The following is a 16,168-nucleotide window of genomic DNA, read 5'->3' on the forward strand; positions in this document are numbered from 1 at the left end:
ATAACATACATTATGGAACTAGAGTCAATATGGCCACAGGAGAGAGTGCACCACTTTTCTATTTTATTTCAGATAGTTGGCGAGATTTTCGAGAGTCGATTTCAAGCCCTCGTCATGGTCTTTCTTGCTGATGCCATATGGCACGTTCTCGCAAACTATGGTGACCTCCGTACCGGACGGCACCTCCGCCCACGACCATGTGATGATCATCGTGCCGGCGAATGCTGCGTCGTCGGATTCGAAATCCACTGCCTGGACGATGCGCCTATCAGGAACGATTTCGAGGAACCGGCCGGAAACGGTATCGGTGTGCTCGGAGGATTTTCCGGGTGTCGAATGATCCGCTGCATCATAGGACAGCGCCAGCCGATAACTGCCGCCTTCATGTGGCTCGAAGACGTGAACGTGCCCCGTCATGCCTTTGGGCGGAAGCCAGGCGATCAATGCATCGGGATTGACGAACGCATCGAAGATCGCGTGTGGCGCGGCGCGGATTGTTCTGGAAGCCGTGTCGGTTCTTTTCGCGCCTGTCGCCTCGCTCATCACGTCCTCCTCGTCGCGAGCATCGCCGCGTATTGCGCGGCTCGGCCAAATGCCCGGGGTTGCCGCTTCAGTTCGCCTTGATGCGAATCGCCTTGGCCGCGATCTTCTCGGCCAGCAGTTTCGGATCGCAGGCGAAAATACTGTCCGGCCGTCCGGCCGCGCTCCAGACCTGGTCATAAGCCAAAAGGCTCTCATCCATGAAAACAGGCAGATCGACGAGATGGCCGATCGGTGCGACGCCGCCGATGGCGAAGCCGGTTTCATCGCGAACGCGATCGATATCAGCGCGCTTCAGTCGAACCCCATAAGCCGTTGCTATATAAGCTGTATCGGCGTTATGGCTGCCCGAAACAAGAAGCAGCGTCAATTCGTGGGTGTCGGCATTGACGAAGACCAGCGACTTGACGATCTGGCCGACGGCGCACCCGACTGCCTTGGCGGCTTCCTCGGCCGTCCGCGTCGATTGCTCCATGCGCTTGATCGAAATATCCAGACCCAGATTGCGCGCCGCCAGTTCGACGCGCTCCAGGCTCGAAAGCTTTCTGCTGTCTTCGCTCATAGATCGTCATCCTCAACGTCAAGCTCGATCTGCATCTGATCGTAGGCCGGCTCGACATGATCGGGCGTTTCCGCCAGCACGGTGTCATAATCGAGCGGCGTATGCATATGGGTCAAGATGGCATGTTTCGGCCGCAAGCGTTCGATCCATCCAAGCGATTGTTCCAGTGATAGATGGCTCGGATGTGGCCGATACTGCAGAGCGTCGATGATCAAGATATCGAGATCTTGAACTTTTTCTACCGATTCTGGTGGGAAGTCGCTGATATCGCTGCAATAAGCGAGTTTGCCGATACGAAAGCCGAGCGAATGAATATCGCCATGCAGCTGCTTGTGAGGCCAGAAACGGATCGGACCGCCCGCCCCGGCGATGGTGAAGCTTGTCTCGAGGCTTTCTATCAACACCGGCCTCACGATCGGCGGATAGCTGCTGCCGAACGGTGTCTCCAGACAGTAACGAAAACCCTCGCGAATGCGATCCATGGTCGGCGGATCGGCATGGATCGGGATCCGATCCTGCGAGATATGAAAGAAGCCGCGCAGATCGTCGATGCCGTGAATATGGTCGGCATGGGCGTGGGTATAGAGCACCGCGTCAACGGCGCTGACACCGGCGCGGATCATCTGCTCGCGAAAATCCGGTCCCGTATCGATGACGACGGTGGTAATCCCGCCATCCGGTGCGATCTGTTCGACGAGAAACGCTGCACGCGTGCGCCGGTTCTTCGGGTTCTTGGGATCGCAGTCGCCCCAATCACCGGTAATGCGGGGAACGCCTGGCGACGATGAACAGCCCAAAATGGTGAAGCGTCGCCGGTATGTCACGACGTCAGACCCTCGTCATCTTGGAAAAGCAGCGGAAGGCGTTCGCCGTGGTGATCTCGGCGATATCAGCCATGCCGACGCCGATCGTATCGGCGAGCACCTCGGCGGTATTGACGACATAGGATGGCTCGTTGCGCTTGCCGCGCCAACGTTTCGGCGCAAGGTAAGGCGCATCGGTCTCGACCAGCAGCCGATCATGCGGGATCGTCTTGGCGATCTCGCGCAGCTCCTCCGACTTCGGGAAAGTCAGGATGCCGGAAAAGGAGATATAGCCGCCGAGCTCGACACCCGCACGGGCAAGGGCAGGGCCGGCGGAGAAGCAATGGAGGATGAAGGGGAAAGCCCCCTTCCCCGTTTCTTCCGTCAGGATCGCAGCCATATCCTCATCGGCGCTGCGGCTGTGAATGACAAGCGGCAGCTTTGTTTCGCGCGCGGCAGCGATATGGCGCAGGAAGCCGGTCTTCTGGTCCTCCGGCTTGACGGTATCGTAGAAGTAATCGAGACCCGCCTCGCCGATCGCCACGATCTTTTCGTGCTGGTTTGCCAGCCGCACGAGGTCTTCCGTCTGGATGTCCAGCTCCTGGTCGGCGCTGTTCGGATGCGTGCCGACCGAGCAGAAAACCGATGGATAGCGCTCGGTGAGCGCAAGCAATCCATCGAGCTTCCTGACTTTGGTCGAGATGGTGACCATCTGCTTGACGCCGACCTCGTGAGCGCGCGCGACGATCGCGTCGCGCTCCTCCTCGAAGTCGGCAAAATCCAGATGGCAGTGCGTATCGATCAGCATGGAAAACCTTATTCGGCGGTCGGCGCGACATAGCGCGGGAAGACCGGTTTCGGCGCTTCCAGCGGCGTTCCGGCGACGAGGCGGCCTGCCTCGCCGAGCGCCGCGAAATCGCGCTTGTCGGCAGGGATTGCAATGAGATCCAGCAGTTTCGCGGAGGATTCCGGCATGAACGGCTGCAGCAGAATGCCGATCTGGCGCACGACATCGGCCGTGACATAGAGCACGGTCGCCATGCGGGACGGATCGGTCTTCTTCAGCGCCCAGGGCTCCTGGCTCGCGAAATAGCGGTCGGTTTCGGAAACCACGGCGATGATGGAAGCAAGCGCGCGATGAATGAGCTGCTTGCCCATGTCTTCGCGGGTCGAGGCAAGCAAGGCATCTGCCTGATCGAGAAGTGCCTTGTCCTCGTCGGTTAGCGGACCGCATTCGGGGATCTGGCCATCGCAGTTCTTGACGATCATCGACAGCGAGCGGCTGGCGAGATTGCCGATGCCATTGGCGAGATCGGAATTGATGCGGGTGCCGATCGCCTCTTCGCTATAGCTGCCGTCCTGGCCGAAGGAGACTTCGCGCAGGAAGAAGTAGCGCACCTGGTCGAGGCCGAAATGGTTCACGAGATTGACCGGGTCGACGACGTTGCCGAGCGACTTCGACATCTTCTCGCCCTTGTTGAGCAGGAAGCCGTGGGCATAGACGCGTTTCGGCAGCGGCAGCTTCGCCGACATCAGGAAAGCCGGCCAATAGACCGCGTGGAAGCGGATGATGTCCTTGCCGATGACATGCAAGTCCGCCGGCCAATATTTCGCCCGCGGATTGTTGCGGTCTTCGATGTAGCCGGTGGCAGTGATGTAGTTCGTCAGCGCATCGACCCAGACATACATGACGTGAGCCGGATCGTTCGGCACCTTGATGCCCCAATCGAAGGTGGTACGTGAGATCGACAGATCCTTGAGGCCTGACTTCACGAAGGAGATGACTTCGTTGCGGCGTTCAGCCGGGCCGATGAAGTCCGGATTCTCTTCGTAAAGCTTCAGCAGGCGGTCCTGGTATTCGGAGAGCTTGAAGAAATAGCTTTCCTCCTGCACCCACTCGACCGGCGTGCCCTGAGGCCCGTAACGCACGCCGTCGGCGCGCAGCTCGGTTTCGTTTTCCTGGTAATAGGCTTCGTCGCGCACCGAATACCAGCCGGCATATGAATCCTTGTAGATGTCGCCGGCATCAGCCATCAGGTTCCATATGTTCCGCGAGGTTTCGTGATGGCGCGGCTGCGTGGTGCGGATGAAGTCGTCGTTCGACGCGTTCAGCAGCTTGCCCATCGCCTGGAATTCGTCGGAATTGCGGTTGGCGAGCTGCTGCGCTTCCATGCCCTCGGCGCGTGCCGTCTGCTGCATCTTCTGACCATGTTCGTCCGTACCCGTCAGAAAGAAGACGTCGCGGCCATCGAGACGCTGGAAGCGCGCCAGCGCATCGGTGGCAATCAGCTCATAGGCATGGCCGATATGCGGCTTGCCGTTGGGATAAGCGATCGCGGTGGTGATGTAGAACGGAGTTTTTTCGGTCATGTCGGGCAGTGGTCCGCTTTTACTGTTGCGTCTCTGTTATTCTTGGCTCCGCTCGCTTTAGCGCATGTTTGCCGGGAGCGAAACACCAAGTTTCGCGCCCGCAGCATTCGGAACTTCGGGATGGCGCCTTGCTTGACTCGGCCCCGCCTCGCCTTTACCCCTTCGCAAGACTGGAACGCAGGACAGAGATGGCCGTGAATTTCATCATTTTATGTATTGGTCTGCCCAACCGCTTCAAGGGCCTGTGAATTTGAGTTTGATTGGTTCCTTTCAACCGCTTTATTCCTTTTCCGGCTTTTTCGTCGGCATGCTGGTCGGCATAACCGGCGTCGGTGGCGGCTCTTTGATGACGCCCTTGCTCGTCCTGCTTTTCGGCGTGCATCCGGCGACGGCTGTCGGCACCGATCTCCTCTACGCCGCAATCACCAAGACAGCGGGAACGGCCGTGCACGGCATTCACGGGCGGGTCAATTGGAAGGTCGTCGGTCTCCTGGCCTCAGGTAGCGTGCCGGCGGCGCTCGCCATGCTCTGGATCATGGCCGGCGTCAATCGCGAGAGCCCCACCGTTGCCCATACCATAACCCTGTCCTTGGGCTGTCTCCTGCTTTTGACGGCGCTGATGCTGATCTTCCGTGGCCAGATTCTTCAGGCCATCGGCAAATGGCGCGGCGAGCGCGGAACCATATCGCCACGCAATATCGCTCTGCTGACAGTCGTCCTCGGCCTTATGCTCGGCATTCTCGTCACCATGACATCGGTCGGCGCAGGCGCGCTCGGTGTCACCGTCCTGCTGGTGCTTTATCCGCAGACGGACGTGCGCGAAATCGTCGGCTCGGACATCGTCCATGCCGTGCCGCTGACCCTGATCGGCGGCATGGGCTATTGGTTCATCGGCGAGATCAACTGGACGATGCTGTTCGCCCTGCTGGCGGGATCGATCCCGGGCATCGTTGCCGGCAGCCTGCTGGCGCCGCGCCTGCACGAGCGGTCCGTACGCATCATCCTTGCCGTTACGCTGGCCATCGTCGCCTGGAAGCTAATCCTTCCCTGATGCGATTCAGAGGAAGCCCCGCAGTGGCTATCGTTAGGAATTATGGTCTGTTTATGCCGAGAGCTGTTGCTTGAGCTCACCGAGGATAGTGATGAGCGTTTGCTTGCGATCGAGATTGTAGGCTTGCGACACGTTCAGCCGCTCGGTGGTCTCGGAATGCAGGCGGGCGAGCCTCTCGGCCGCGGCAACGGAGCCGTCGCGCGCGGCAGCGCGGGCGCGGTCGATGATGTCATCGCCGATATGAGCCACGAAGAAGCCGAAGATCGTGTCGCTGTCCTTTCCGGAAAGCGCATCGGCGAGGCGATGCATAGCCTTGCGGGCCGCGGGTCCATCCGCCGAAAGCACCTGGCGATAGGCCCCGATGATTTCACCGCCGCCGTAATTCAGCAGCTTGAGCGCCTCGCTGACGCTGCCCTTGGCTGCCGAGAGCAATTCGCTCCCCTGCCCGGCCGGAACGCCCAGATTTTCGAGCGCCATGCGCAAGGCATCATCGGGAAGCGGCGCGAGCTTCAAAGGCAGGCAGCGCGAACGGATCGTCGGCAGAAGCCGGCCCGGTGCATGTGAAAGCACGAGGAACAAAGCGCGCTTGGGCGGCTCCTCGAGGATCTTCAGAATGGCGTTTGCGGCGCTGCGGTTGAGATCGTCGGCGGGGTCGATGATGACGATCCGCCAATTGCCCGTGCCCGAGGTCTGCGAGAAGAATTTTCCGGCGCGGCGCACCTCGTCCACGGTGATGGCGGATTTCACCTTGCCGGTCTTGTCGTCGACCGGTCGGCTGAGGTGTAGAAGGTTGTGGGAGGCGCCACCGGAAATTTGCCGGCTGACGGCGGATGCCGGGTCCGGATCGCCGATCGTCTCCGGTGCGGATGCAGGGTCGGGATGGGAGAGGACATGATTGGCGAAACGAAAGGCAAGCGTCGCCTTGCCGATGCCCTCAGGCCCTTCGATCAGCATGGCATGGTGGCCCTTGCCGGAGCGATAGGATTGCGCGAGGAAGGCTTCCGCCTGCTCATGGCCAAAGAGTTTCACATTGTCCTGCGGAGGAATAGCGCCATCAAGGACGCCGGGCCGGTCATCACTCATTGCGCCGCTTCCGATCCCGCGGCGATATTGGCAGCGGCGAGTCGCTTATCGACGATCCCGGCTATTTCCGCCGCGATATCGTCTTCGGACTGCTGTGCGTCGATGACGTGGCAACGTTCGGGTTCGCGCGCGGCGATATCGAGAAAGGCCTCACGGCGTTTCTCATGGGTCTGCATCTCTTCCTTTTCGAAGCGATCGGGCGCAGTGACGGCGGAGGCCCGTTTGCGCGCGCGCTCCAGGCCCTTTTCGGCCGGAATGTCGAGAATCAGCGTGCAGTCCGGCACGACACCGTTGACGGCGACCCTTTGCAGGGCCTCGATATAATCCGGCTCGAGATTGCCAGTCACGCCCTGATAGACGCGCGAGGAATCCATGAAGCGGTCGCAAAGGACGATGGTTCCACGCGAAAGCGCGGGGCGAATGACTTCCTCGACATGATCGTTGCGGGCGGCAGCGAAAAGAATGGCCTCCATGCGCGTGCCGAACATTTCTGCCGCGCCGGAAAGCAGGACGTGTCGTACAGCCTCAGCGCCCGGTGACCCACCGGGTTCACGCGTTACCAGAACCTCATGGCCACGCTCGCGCAACCGTTCAGCCAGCCGGCGGATCTGGGTGGATTTGCCGGCCCCTTCCCCGCCTTCGAAGCTTACGAATAATCCGTTTGCATCAGCCAATGATCATGTCCTGCACTTTTCGCGTGCCATCCGTCTGGTATGCGATACGCACTCTGTTTAACCCAAGACATGTCCCGGTGGAACCATGCATGTCACGGTGTGCATGACTCTATATGGGGTGTGAACAGAGATTTCGCGAGCCGTATTGCCCTCTCAGCTCGGCAAAGGCTTGTCCCATAGCCAGGAAAACAGCAGGGACTCCGTCAATTCCATGAAGGCATCAAAGGCGCGGCGGCCCAATGTGCCCTGCGCGACCGATTCCTTCGTGTAGAGCGGCAGTTCGCGCACCAGCCGGGCGCCCAGGAACACGCGAAGAGTTCCCGCTTCGTAGCCTGCGGCCACGGGCGCAGCCAATGGCCAGCGATAGACGATGCGCGCCGACAGCCGGTCCGGGGTTTCGATCGGGACATAGACATCGACGGGTATCTTCGCCTGCAGACCGACCGTGGAGTCGGCTCCACCATAAACGCTGGCATCGCCGATCACTTCGCCATCGGCAAAGATGCGCTGGCTCTTGAAATTGCTGAGGCCCCATTCGAGCACGCGGCGCGTTTCCTCGATGCGTTCCTTGTCGCTCTTCAGGCCTCCAAGCGCCAGGAACAGCCGGCGGCCGTCGCGCTGAATGGAGGCGACGATCGAAAAGCCCTCGCCTTCGGCAAAGCCGAGCCCCAGGCCATCCACGCCGATATTGAGCAGAAGCATCGGGTTCTTGTTGCGCTGATAGATCTTGTTCCAGGTGAAATCGGCCTGGCCGAAATATTTATAGAGATCCGGGTGCCTCTGCTGCAGGTCCTGCGCCAGCATCACCATCTCCCGCGCGGAGACCTTGCCGCCGCCATTGGCATCAGGCAGGCCGGTGGAATTGGTGAAGGTCGCCCGCGACATTCCGATCTCGCGGGCACGCGCCGTCATGCGCCGCGCGAATTCGCGCTCGTTGACGGACATGCCTTCCGCCAGAACGATGCAGGCGTCATTCGCCTGCTGCACGGCAATACCCTGGATCAGATCGCCGACGCGGATGCGTGATTTCAACGCGGCGAACATCGTCGATGCGCGCGAGGGAGCGCCGCCTGTCCGCCAGGCATTTTCCGAGACGGGATATTCGGTATCGAGGCTGACCTCCCCACGTCCGATTGCCTCGAAGACGACATCGAGCGTCATCAATTTCGCGAGCGATGCCGGCGAAATCAGCTGATCCTCGTTCTTCGCAAGCAGGATGGTGCCGGTCGAGGCTTCGATCATGAATGCCTGCGAGGCTTTCGTATCGAAAGTGCCGGTTGCCGCCTGCGCAAAGGCGGAGGCGTTGCTGAACCCGAGGACAAAAAGGAACAAAAGAATCAAGCGCTTTGGCATATCGTCCCCTTCATCCGGTCACCGGCACGATTATTTTAGTGACGGGTTGAGATTCAGGCAATGATGCTGATCAATCCGCGTGCGTCGTACCCTGATGCTGGCGGTGATAGGACGAAAGGATCGATTGCTGCGTCAGCCCGTCATTGCGGACCATGACGGCATCGAAAGCGAGATTGACATAGACGGTCTTGACGGGAGCCTCCTGATAGGCGGCAACGGCCGAGCCCAGGGTTTCATCCTTCAGGCTTGCAAGACGCCGCGAGAAGTCCGGCCGCTCATAGGGGATCGGGCCGATTCTCGGAAGCACGACCATGGTCGAATCCCCTGGTTCTGCTGCCGGCATGGCGCCGCCGTTCCATTCCATCGGGGGCGGATTGTTACGCTTGCTGCCATTGTACCCGGCGTCAGGCGTAGAACCAGCGAAAGCAGTCGTCGCGTAAGGTGACTGGCGCGGAATGGGAGCGATTGCCGGCGCGGGGTCATAGCTGCGCTGCTGGCGGCTCGCGCGGAGCGGAGTGTCGGAATCAGGCAATTGATCCGCCGTCATCCGGCCGGCCGAGGCAACCATTACACCTGTCGCGATCTGGCCGCCCGGATTGACGCTGGGCAGGCGCGAACCCTTCGGAATGTAGGAGGCCATCAGATAGGGATCGTCGTGACCGTCCATGCGGGCGCGGCCGACATACTGCACGCGCACGTCGCCGGTGCCACTGTGCTGGAGATCGAGCATCTGTGCGGTCTTGTTGGAAAGGTCGATGATGCGGCCGGGATGATATGGGCCACGATCATTGACGCGCACGATGATGGAGGAGCCGGTTTCGACATTGGTGACGCGGGCATAGCTCGGCAGCGGGAAGGTCGGATGCGCGGCGGTCAATGCCTGCTGGTCGTAGACTTCGCCATTGGCCGTCAGGCGGCCATGAAAGGCCGAACCGTACCAGGAAGCGATGCCGACCTTGCTGTAGCTGTAATCTTCCTTGGGGTAGTACCACTTACCTTTCACCTGGTAAGGATTGCCGACCATGAAGCGGCCGCCGCCCTTCGGCACGGGGCCGTTGTTGACGACGCGAGGGCTCGCCTTCACGCCATATTCCTTCTCCGAGAAATATTCCTTGCCGTGCTGGCGTGTCGAGGCAACCTTCTGAGACGTTCCGCAGGCTGTGATGGTTGCGCACATCAGGGAAAGAGCAAACCAACGCATACCCGTTGCGCATGTCACCGCACGATTTTCTGATGTCATCTGTCCCAAGCCGCTACTCATTACTCTGACGGAGGTCTGATATCGGTACATCCCTCATTCCGGTATCGTGCTACGCTCCAATCACCTAACGGTGCTTTAATCATGATTACAGTTTGGCGTTTTTGCGATGCAAATTGAGCGCACTGAAGAAATTCCGAAAGTCATGGTTAACGCGCGGTAAAGCGGCATCGGCTTGGCGGAGCGAAGGCGACCGTTTCGCATCCCGCTCTTTGCGCCGTCAACCGTCAATGGGGCACGCCGATAATGTGCTGCAGCTTGTCCGGATTGCGCATGCAATAGATGGCAACGACCTTTTCCTGCTCGATCTGCAGCGCGGTCGTCTGCATGACATTGCTGCCTTCCACCGTTACGAAGCCGGGCAAACCGTCGATGACGGCATAATGGATCAGCCGGGAAGGCTGCGCGCGGAAAATTCGTGCCAGCTGCTCATGCAGCAGCATGACGGCGGAAAGCCCGATGTGCGGTCGCTGCGATGTCGGTACCTTGCCACCGCCGTCGGCATAGACAACGACATCCTCGGAAAGCAGGGCGCGAAGAGCGGCCATGTCTCCCGTTCTCGACGCCGTGAAGAAGGCGGTGGCAAATTTGAGCCCCTGCTCCCTGCCGATGGCAAAGCGCGGCCGGGCTTCGCTGACATGCGCCCTCGCCCGGCTGGCAAGCTTGCGGCAGGCAGCAGCCTCGCGGCCGATCGCCAGCGCAACATCGTCGAAATCCATGCCGAACACGTCATGCAGGAGAAAGGCGGCACGCTCCAGAGGTGACAGGCGTTCCAGCGCCAGCATCAACGGCAGCGTGATGTCGTCGGCCGCATCGCCATCGTCCGGATCGAAAATCGGCTCTGGCAGCCAGGAGCCCACATAGGACTCACGGCGGCGGCGTGCCGATTTCAGTTCGTTCAGGCAAAGCCTGGTGACGATGGTCCGCAGAAACGCGGCGGGCGCGCGAATGGTGGCACGATCGGTCGCCAGCCAGCGCAGCCAAGTATCCTGCACGATATCCTCGGCATCCGCGACCGATCCGAGCATTCGGTAGGCAAGCCGGACGAGCCGCGGGCGCAGCTCGGAGAAGATCGGATCCGTCGGCGTTTCATTCATGGACCGCAAGCTCGCGTGGGAACGGGCTGACACCGCGGCCACGGGCGAACTGCAGCGTCGTCAGCGCCACCCGTCGCCCAAGATGGCGGGCGGTGGCGAGATCGGATGCAGGCGGCGCGGTCTCCGGGCCTTCATCCGTGTTCGCCTGCGCCGCCGCGCCAAGCCAGAAGCCGAGGCGGTTCAGATCCTCTTCGGAACCCATTGAAGAACAGTTCGCCGGAGGAAGATCGAGACCGACCCAATGCATTCCGTGCTGGGCTGCGAAGATCACCATCTGCATCAGCGTCGAAAGCTTGTCACCGGATCGTGACCCCGAGGTGGTGAAACCGGCAGCAATCTTGTCCCTCCACCGATAGCCCTTGGCAAGAACGGCATGCGATGTTGCCTCCTGGAACGCTTTGAACGATGCCGAGACCGAGCCCATATAGGTCGGCGATCCGAAGATGATGGCCTGCGCCGCATTGAGATCATCCCAGTGGTGCTCCACCTTGTCCACCGCCAACAACATGGCCTCGACGCCATCTACCTGCTCAACCCCCGCCCTCACGGCTTCCGCCTGACGGCCCGTATGCCCATAGCCGCTATGATAGACGATTGCGATTCTCTGCAGGATCATTGTCATCTCCTTCGAAATTGGCGTTGCGAAGGAGATGACAAGGCATGAGGGAGGATTGTGACATGCCGGGATTTTTTATGGGATCGAAGACATCGAGAAAGGCTATTGGCGGAAGAGGTGGGATTCGAACCCACGGTACGGTTTCCCGCACGCCGGTTTTCAAGACCGGTTCCTTAAACCACTCGGACACTCTTCCAAGCAATTGAAAAGGCTGAAAAATCCATGCATTGCTGATTTTTCGAAACCGGGTGTTGCTACCGGTTTTCTACCCAATCACTCGACGGCTGGCTTTTTAGCAGCTTTGGTCGCCGCGTCAACTTGTTCCGCCGAGCTCTCCCGCATTCTCGACATCAGATGGAATGGCAATCGAGGGATACCGATCGAGTGCGGGTCGGTGCGCGGGTTTCGTTTCGTCAAGGCGCTGGAAATAAGGTGGCCCGGCCGCTGGAGACGGCCGGGCCACCTTCGCCAGGTCAGGGGTCAAATCTGACTGAAGCAAGTCATTAGTAAGCCAAGCTTATAATTTGTCAATTATCGACCCGTTGGTCGTGAAGGTCTCGATTTCCGGGCGTCGTGTTGATGGCTTCGACTATCCGGGATAGTTTCCTTGCCATGACTTTTGACGATCATTCCCTGTCGCTTGGCGCCAAGCCCCTTGCCGGCCCTGCCCTCACCGCCTTTTTCAGCCGCGATGCCGTGGTGGTCGCGTCCGATCTGATCGGGGTGCGTTTCACTGTCGCGGGCATAGGCGGTCGCATCGTCGAGACGGAGGCCTATCGGCCCGACGACGAGGCTTCCCACGCATATCGCGGGCCGACGCCGCGCAATGCGGCCATGTTCGGTCCCGCCGGCCATGTCTATGTCTACCGCTCCTATGGTATTCACTGGTGCCTGAATTTCGTTTGCAGCAAGGGGAGCGCAGTGCTCATCCGGGCGATCGAGCCGGAAAATGGCATCGAGGAGATGATCCGGCGGCGTGGCCTTGCCGACATCGTCTCGCTCTGCAACGGGCCGGGCAAGCTGTCGCAGGCGCTTGATGTCGATATAAGGCTCGACGGCCGCTCCCTGGATACGGCGCCATTTTCGATGTCTCTCGCGGAACCGGTGCCGGTCGTTTCCGGCAAGCGCATAGGAATCACCAAAAACATCGATCCGCTCTGGCGCTTCGGCGCGGCGGGCTCGCGTTTCGTCAGTCGTCGTTTCCCATGAGCGAGCAAAAGCGGCCGCCGGGTGGTGCCCGGCGGCCGTCTGGCCACGCAGTGAAACTGGAAAGACTGCGCGGCTATTCCATCGCGACGCTGTGGTCCACGGCCGGAGGCGCCTTCGGCTTGCGGAGCAGTACCAATAGCGGCATGGCGAAGATCGACATCAACATCAGCAATTTGAAGTCGTCGATATAGGCGATGACGGTTGCCTGGGTGGTGATCATGCCGTCGAGCGTCGCGCGTCCCACAGCCGTCAGGGGGCTTACTCCTTGCGCGGCCGTCGCATCGAAATAGCGGTTGAACGGCGTCACATAGGCGGCGATGTTGGCATGGTTGACCTGCGTATTCTCGGTGATCAGCATCGAAACGACGGAAATGCCGACGCTTGAACCGATATTGCGCGAGAGGTTGTAGAGACCCGTCCCCTCGCCGCGCATCTGCGCCGGCAGCGTCGCGAAAGCGATCGTCGTCAGCGGCACGAAGAGGAAGCCGAGGCCGGCGCCCTGGACGAAGCCGACTGATATCAGAGTCCACTGCGAGACATCCGGCGTCCAGCCGGTCATGTCGTACGTGGCCCAGGCCGTCAGCGCGAGGCCGATGAACAGCAGCCAGCGCGTATCGACCTTGCCGATCAGGCGTCCCACCAGGAACATGCAGAACATGGTGCCGAGGCCGCGCGGTCCCATGGCGATGCCGGCGGTGACGACCGGATAGCCCATCAGCGTCTGCAGATAGGGCGTCATCAGCGCCAGCGAAGCCAGATAGGTCACGCCGACGATGAAGATGAACAGGATGCTGACGGCAAAGTTCTGGTCCATGAAAAGCCGCGGATTGACGAAGCTTCGCTCGGCCGTGAACATGTGCACGAGGAAGAGATAGAAGGCGCTGACGCAGACGAGCGCCTCGATGATGATTTCGCTCGAGTAGAACCAGTCGAGCTGTTCGCCGCGGTCAAGAAAGAGCTGTAGCGCTGCAATCGTGATCGAAAGCATGCTGAACCCGAACCAGTCAAGCTTGGCCAGCGCATCTAGCTTCGTTTCCGTCACATAGACCACGATGCCGAAGAAGGCGAGCGCGCCGATCGGCACGTTGATGTAGAACACCCAGCGCCAGCTGATATTGTCGGTCAGCCAGCCGCCGATGACCGGCCCCAGCACCGGGCCGACCATGACCGAGACGCCGAACAGCGCCATGGCGCGGCCGCGCTCCTCGACACTGTAGATATCGAGCAGAATGCCCTGCGACAGCGGCACCAGCGAAGCGCCGAACAACCCCTGCAGCAGGCGGAATCCGACGATCTGAACCAGTGATTCCGACAGGCCGCAGAGAACTGAAGCAGCGACGAAGCCGGCGATCGCGACCAGCAGAACCCGCTTGCGGCCGAACTTTGCCGAAAGGAAGCCGGAGGGCGGCGTCATGATCGCCGCCGCAACGATGTAGGACGTCAGAACCCAGTTGATCTGGTCGGCGCTGGCGGAGACGTCGCCCTGAATGTGCGGCAGCGCGACGTTGGCGATCGTGGTGTCCAGCGCCTGCATGATGACCGACAGGATGACGCAGGCGGTGATCGCGCCGCGATTGGCGACAGGCGCCGCGGCCGAAGAAGGGGTAGCGTTACTCATGATCCTGACCGCGCGAACGGCCCAGCAGGTTGGTGATGAAATCGGGCAGGCCGCGGGCATGGCCGGTGTCGACATCGGCAACGACGCTCATTCCGACGCGCAGCGGCGGCTTGCCCTGCATATCATCAATGCTGATGATCATTGGTATGCGCTGCACGACCTTGACCCAGTTGCCGGTCGTGTTCTGGGCCGGCAGCAGCGAGAAGCTGGAGCCGGATGCGGGCGAGATGCTGGCAACCGTGCCCTTCCAGGTCACGTCCGGATAGGCATCAACAGAGATGTCGACCTTCTGGCCGGGGCGCACATAAGTAAGCTCGGTTTCCTTCGGGCTCGCATTGATCCACACATGGGTCGTGGAAACCAGCGAGAAACCCTGCTGCGCGGCCGTCAGATAGGCACCGACCTGAAGCGAGGGTACGTTGGCGGTGATGCCGTCGAAAGGCGCGCGCACGACGGTATCGTCGAGCTCGCGCTGTGCGTTGTCGACCGCGGCCTTGGCCTGGAGATAAAGCGGATTTTGCTCGACAGGCAGGTCGGCGGCACCCTCGCCACCCAACTGGGCAAGGGTCGTTGCCGCCTGCGCCTGCGCGACCGATACCTTCTGCTGTGCGGCCTCGAGGTTGTGCTTTGCCTGGTCAAAAGCCGCCTTCGAGGCAACCGAGCTGCTGATCAGGTTCTGCTGGCGTTCGAATTCCGTCTGGAAGTAGGGAATGTCGGCCTGTGCCTGGGCGATTTCGGCCAGGGCCTGCTTGTAGCTCGCTTGCAGGTTCAGGATCTGGTTCCTGGCGTTGCCAAGCTGTGCCGTTGCACCCTCCAGTGCGATCCGGAAGGAATCGGGCTTCAAGCGAAAGAGCACCTGGCCCTTCTTCACCACTTCGTTCTCATGCACGTCAACCGAGATCACCGTGCCCGAAACGTCGGTGGAAACGCCCACCATGTCGGCCTGGATATAGGCATTGTCCGTGGACATGATCTGTCCGCCGGTGACGTAGTAATAGCCGCCGATGATGAGCGCGACGGGCAGCAGTGCGAACAGAACCGGTCGCGTCAGGTTGCGGCGCTTGCGCGGCGTTTCCGGAGGCGCGACCGGGGCCGCCGCTGTAGCTGCCGCGGGCTTTGGTGACGGATTGGAGGACGGGGCCTCCGCCACCGGGGTCTCAGTCTGTTCAGCGGAATTTACGTTTGCAGGTACGCGAAGGGAGGAAGATGCGTCAGCCATGTTGTAACTCTTTGTCGACTGCCTTTGAACGGCAGGCGTTAAGCAGGTTTGATTTCATGAGGGTAAGCAATTCGTAGAGGCGCTCTTGATCCTCCTGCGAGGTTCCTTCGAGCGCTTCCTTGCGTGTCTGGTCGCCCATATCGCGCATGGTATCGATCAGCGGCCGGGCTTCCTCGCACATGTAGAGAAGCCAGCTTCGCCGATCGCGCGGATGCTGCCGGCGCTCCACCAGACCGCGCTCGCTCAGCTTGTCGAGGATGCGGACCAGTGTGATCGGCTCAATCTCCAGCATTTCCGCCAGACCGGCCTGATGGATACCTTCATTGTTTGCGAGGTAGGCGAGCGTCTGCCATTGCGAACGCGTCAGGCCCAAATCTTTTGCGCGCTGCTCGAACCGCTTGCGAAACAGCCTGGCAACGTCGTGAAGGAGAAAACCGAGGGTAGGTGTCGAATTCATGGTATAAAAAGCCTGCTATTGATAAGCAACCTTATAATTAATGGTACCTATAGTAAGCGCCCACGCGATACAAGAGGCGAGCGATCAAGAAATGGCTATTGTCGAAGATGTCGCAGGGCCGTCGCAAAGATGCCGCGGTGGGCGGCGGCTGGGCTGCATATCGTGAAAATCGCAATGCATGCGCGCAAAAATGACTATCGGTGGCCGATTATCAATTGAAAAGGCGCGGACCGATTCGTCCGCGCCTTTTCGGCAGTT

At 60.4% G+C, this 16,168-nt stretch carries 16 protein-coding genes and 1 tRNA gene; 2 read left to right on the forward strand and 15 right to left on the reverse strand.

What is annotated here, in order from left to right; translation table 11 throughout:
- Window positions 1-63: 63 nt before the first annotated feature.
- From FP026_RS18835 to metG, 5 genes are all read right to left on the reverse strand, one after another.
- Window positions 64-543 (reverse strand): SRPBCC domain-containing protein, encoded by a 480-nt coding sequence (locus FP026_RS18835; RefSeq protein WP_149636155.1) that lies wholly within the window; start codon window positions 541-543, stop codon window positions 64-66.
- A gap of 67 nt (window positions 544-610) precedes the next feature.
- On the reverse strand, window positions 611-1,102 hold the full coding sequence (locus FP026_RS18840) for a YbaK/EbsC family protein (protein ID WP_149636156.1): 492 nt from the start codon (window positions 1,100-1,102) through the stop codon (window positions 611-613).
- The gene (locus FP026_RS18845) at window positions 1,099-1,926 is read right to left on the reverse strand and encodes an MBL fold metallo-hydrolase (RefSeq protein ID WP_149636157.1); all 828 of its coding nucleotides are present in this window, start codon (window positions 1,924-1,926) and stop codon (window positions 1,099-1,101) included. The genes FP026_RS18840 and FP026_RS18845 overlap by 4 nt, the downstream gene beginning before the upstream one ends.
- A 4-nt stretch (window positions 1,927-1,930) precedes the next feature.
- Window positions 1,931-2,713 (reverse strand): TatD family hydrolase, encoded by a 783-nt coding sequence (locus FP026_RS18850; protein WP_149636158.1) that lies wholly within the window; start codon window positions 2,711-2,713, stop codon window positions 1,931-1,933.
- 8 nt (window positions 2,714-2,721) lie between these two features.
- Complete coding sequence (gene metG, locus FP026_RS18855; protein WP_149636159.1) at window positions 2,722-4,275, reverse strand: methionine--tRNA ligase; 1,554 nt, start codon at window positions 4,273-4,275, stop codon at window positions 2,722-2,724.
- Between the two features lie 211 nt (window positions 4,276-4,486).
- Here metG and FP026_RS18860 point away from each other — a divergent pair, with 211 nt between their 5' ends.
- Window positions 4,487-5,326 carry a sulfite exporter TauE/SafE family protein gene (locus FP026_RS18860; RefSeq protein ID WP_188112628.1) on the forward strand — a complete coding sequence of 280 codons (840 nt, stop codon included), beginning with the start codon at window positions 4,487-4,489 and terminating at the stop codon, window positions 5,324-5,326.
- A gap of 51 nt (window positions 5,327-5,377) precedes the next feature.
- Here FP026_RS18860 and FP026_RS18865 read toward each other — a convergent pair whose 3' ends face one another.
- From FP026_RS18865 to FP026_RS18895, 7 genes are all read right to left on the reverse strand, one after another.
- Window positions 5,378-6,409, reverse strand: coding sequence for a DNA polymerase III subunit delta' (locus tag FP026_RS18865; RefSeq protein WP_149636161.1), 1,032 nt, complete (start codon window positions 6,407-6,409; stop codon window positions 5,378-5,380).
- Window positions 6,406-7,083, reverse strand: coding sequence for a dTMP kinase (gene tmk, locus FP026_RS18870; RefSeq protein WP_149636162.1), 678 nt, complete (start codon window positions 7,081-7,083; stop codon window positions 6,406-6,408). Before tmk ends, FP026_RS18865 begins: the two co-directional genes overlap by 4 nt.
- Window positions 7,084-7,236: 153 nt before the next feature.
- The gene (locus FP026_RS18875) at window positions 7,237-8,436 is read right to left on the reverse strand and encodes a D-alanyl-D-alanine carboxypeptidase family protein (protein WP_149636163.1); all 1,200 of its coding nucleotides are present in this window, start codon (window positions 8,434-8,436) and stop codon (window positions 7,237-7,239) included.
- Window positions 8,437-8,506: 70 nt separating this feature from the next.
- Complete coding sequence (locus FP026_RS18880) at window positions 8,507-9,676, reverse strand: septal ring lytic transglycosylase RlpA family protein (RefSeq protein ID WP_432444134.1); 1,170 nt, start codon at window positions 9,674-9,676, stop codon at window positions 8,507-8,509.
- 245 nt (window positions 9,677-9,921) lie between these two features.
- Window positions 9,922-10,791, reverse strand: coding sequence for a sigma-70 family RNA polymerase sigma factor (locus FP026_RS18885; protein ID WP_149636165.1), 870 nt, complete (start codon window positions 10,789-10,791; stop codon window positions 9,922-9,924).
- Window positions 10,784-11,407, reverse strand: coding sequence for a flavodoxin family protein (locus FP026_RS18890; protein ID WP_149636166.1), 624 nt, complete (start codon window positions 11,405-11,407; stop codon window positions 10,784-10,786). The genes FP026_RS18885 and FP026_RS18890 overlap by 8 nt, the downstream gene beginning before the upstream one ends.
- Window positions 11,408-11,513: 106 nt before the next feature.
- Window positions 11,514-11,603: transfer RNA gene (locus FP026_RS18895), tRNA-Ser, on the reverse strand.
- 416 nt (window positions 11,604-12,019) lie between these two features.
- On the opposite strand from FP026_RS18895, the gene FP026_RS18900 reads away from it, so the two are divergent.
- Entirely contained in the window at window positions 12,020-12,616 is a 597-nt protein-coding gene (locus FP026_RS18900) for a DNA-3-methyladenine glycosylase (RefSeq protein ID WP_149636509.1), read from the forward strand.
- Between the two features lie 73 nt (window positions 12,617-12,689).
- Here the strand turns inward: FP026_RS18900 and FP026_RS18905 are convergent, their stop codons facing one another.
- Genes FP026_RS18905 through FP026_RS18915 form a run of 3 tightly spaced genes read right to left on the reverse strand, consistent with a single transcriptional unit; the run spans window position 12,690 to window position 15,910 of the window.
- Window positions 12,690-14,234, reverse strand: coding sequence for a DHA2 family efflux MFS transporter permease subunit (locus FP026_RS18905; RefSeq protein WP_149636167.1), 1,545 nt, complete (start codon window positions 14,232-14,234; stop codon window positions 12,690-12,692).
- The gene (locus tag FP026_RS18910; RefSeq protein WP_149636168.1) at window positions 14,227-15,453 is read right to left on the reverse strand and encodes an HlyD family secretion protein; all 1,227 of its coding nucleotides are present in this window, start codon (window positions 15,451-15,453) and stop codon (window positions 14,227-14,229) included. Before FP026_RS18910 ends, FP026_RS18905 begins: the two co-directional genes overlap by 8 nt.
- Complete coding sequence (locus FP026_RS18915; protein ID WP_149636169.1) at window positions 15,446-15,910, reverse strand: MarR family winged helix-turn-helix transcriptional regulator; 465 nt, start codon at window positions 15,908-15,910, stop codon at window positions 15,446-15,448. The genes FP026_RS18910 and FP026_RS18915 overlap by 8 nt, the downstream gene beginning before the upstream one ends.
- Window positions 15,911-16,168: the final 258 nt, after the last annotated feature.

The sequence above is a fragment of the Martinezella tropici genome, from assembly GCF_008370325.1.
Taxonomy (GTDB): Bacteria; Pseudomonadota; Alphaproteobacteria; order Rhizobiales; family Rhizobiaceae; genus Rhizobium; species Rhizobium tropici_B.

What these genes read in the sequence shown, in the direction of transcription:
- FP026_RS18835 (WP_149636155.1), bottom strand. Translation starts at nt 543, where the DNA reads ATGAGCGAGGCGACAGGCGCGAAAAGAACCGACACGGCTTCCAGAACA.
- FP026_RS18840 (WP_149636156.1), bottom strand. Translation starts at nt 1,102, where the DNA reads ATGAGCGAAGACAGCAGAAAGCTTTCGAGCCTGGAGCGCGTCGAACTG.
- FP026_RS18850 (WP_149636158.1), bottom strand. Translation starts at nt 2,713, where the DNA reads ATGCTGATCGATACGCACTGCCATCTGGATTTTGCCGACTTCGAGGAG.
- metG (WP_149636159.1), bottom strand. Translation starts at nt 4,275, where the DNA reads ATGACCGAAAAAACTCCGTTCTACATCACCACCGCGATCGCTTATCCC.
- FP026_RS18860 (WP_188112628.1), top strand. Translation starts at nt 4,487, where the DNA reads ATGTATTGGTCTGCCCAACCGCTTCAAGGGCCTGTGAATTTGAGTTTG.
- FP026_RS18865 (WP_149636161.1), bottom strand. Translation starts at nt 6,409, where the DNA reads ATGAGTGATGACCGGCCCGGCGTCCTTGATGGCGCTATTCCTCCGCAG.
- FP026_RS18875 (WP_149636163.1), bottom strand. Translation starts at nt 8,436, where the DNA reads ATGCCAAAGCGCTTGATTCTTTTGTTCCTTTTTGTCCTCGGGTTCAGC.
- FP026_RS18880 (WP_432444134.1), bottom strand. Translation starts at nt 9,676, where the DNA reads ATGACATCAGAAAATCGTGCGGTGACATGCGCAACGGGTATGCGTTGG.
- FP026_RS18885 (WP_149636165.1), bottom strand. Translation starts at nt 10,791, where the DNA reads ATGAATGAAACGCCGACGGATCCGATCTTCTCCGAGCTGCGCCCGCGG.
- FP026_RS18890 (WP_149636166.1), bottom strand. Translation starts at nt 11,407, where the DNA reads ATGATCCTGCAGAGAATCGCAATCGTCTATCATAGCGGCTATGGGCAT.
- FP026_RS18900 (WP_149636509.1), top strand. Translation starts at nt 12,020, where the DNA reads ATGACTTTTGACGATCATTCCCTGTCGCTTGGCGCCAAGCCCCTTGCC.
- FP026_RS18905 (WP_149636167.1), bottom strand. Translation starts at nt 14,234, where the DNA reads ATGAGTAACGCTACCCCTTCTTCGGCCGCGGCGCCTGTCGCCAATCGC.
- FP026_RS18910 (WP_149636168.1), bottom strand. Translation starts at nt 15,453, where the DNA reads ATGGCTGACGCATCTTCCTCCCTTCGCGTACCTGCAAACGTAAATTCC.
- FP026_RS18915 (WP_149636169.1), bottom strand. Translation starts at nt 15,910, where the DNA reads ATGAATTCGACACCTACCCTCGGTTTTCTCCTTCACGACGTTGCCAGG.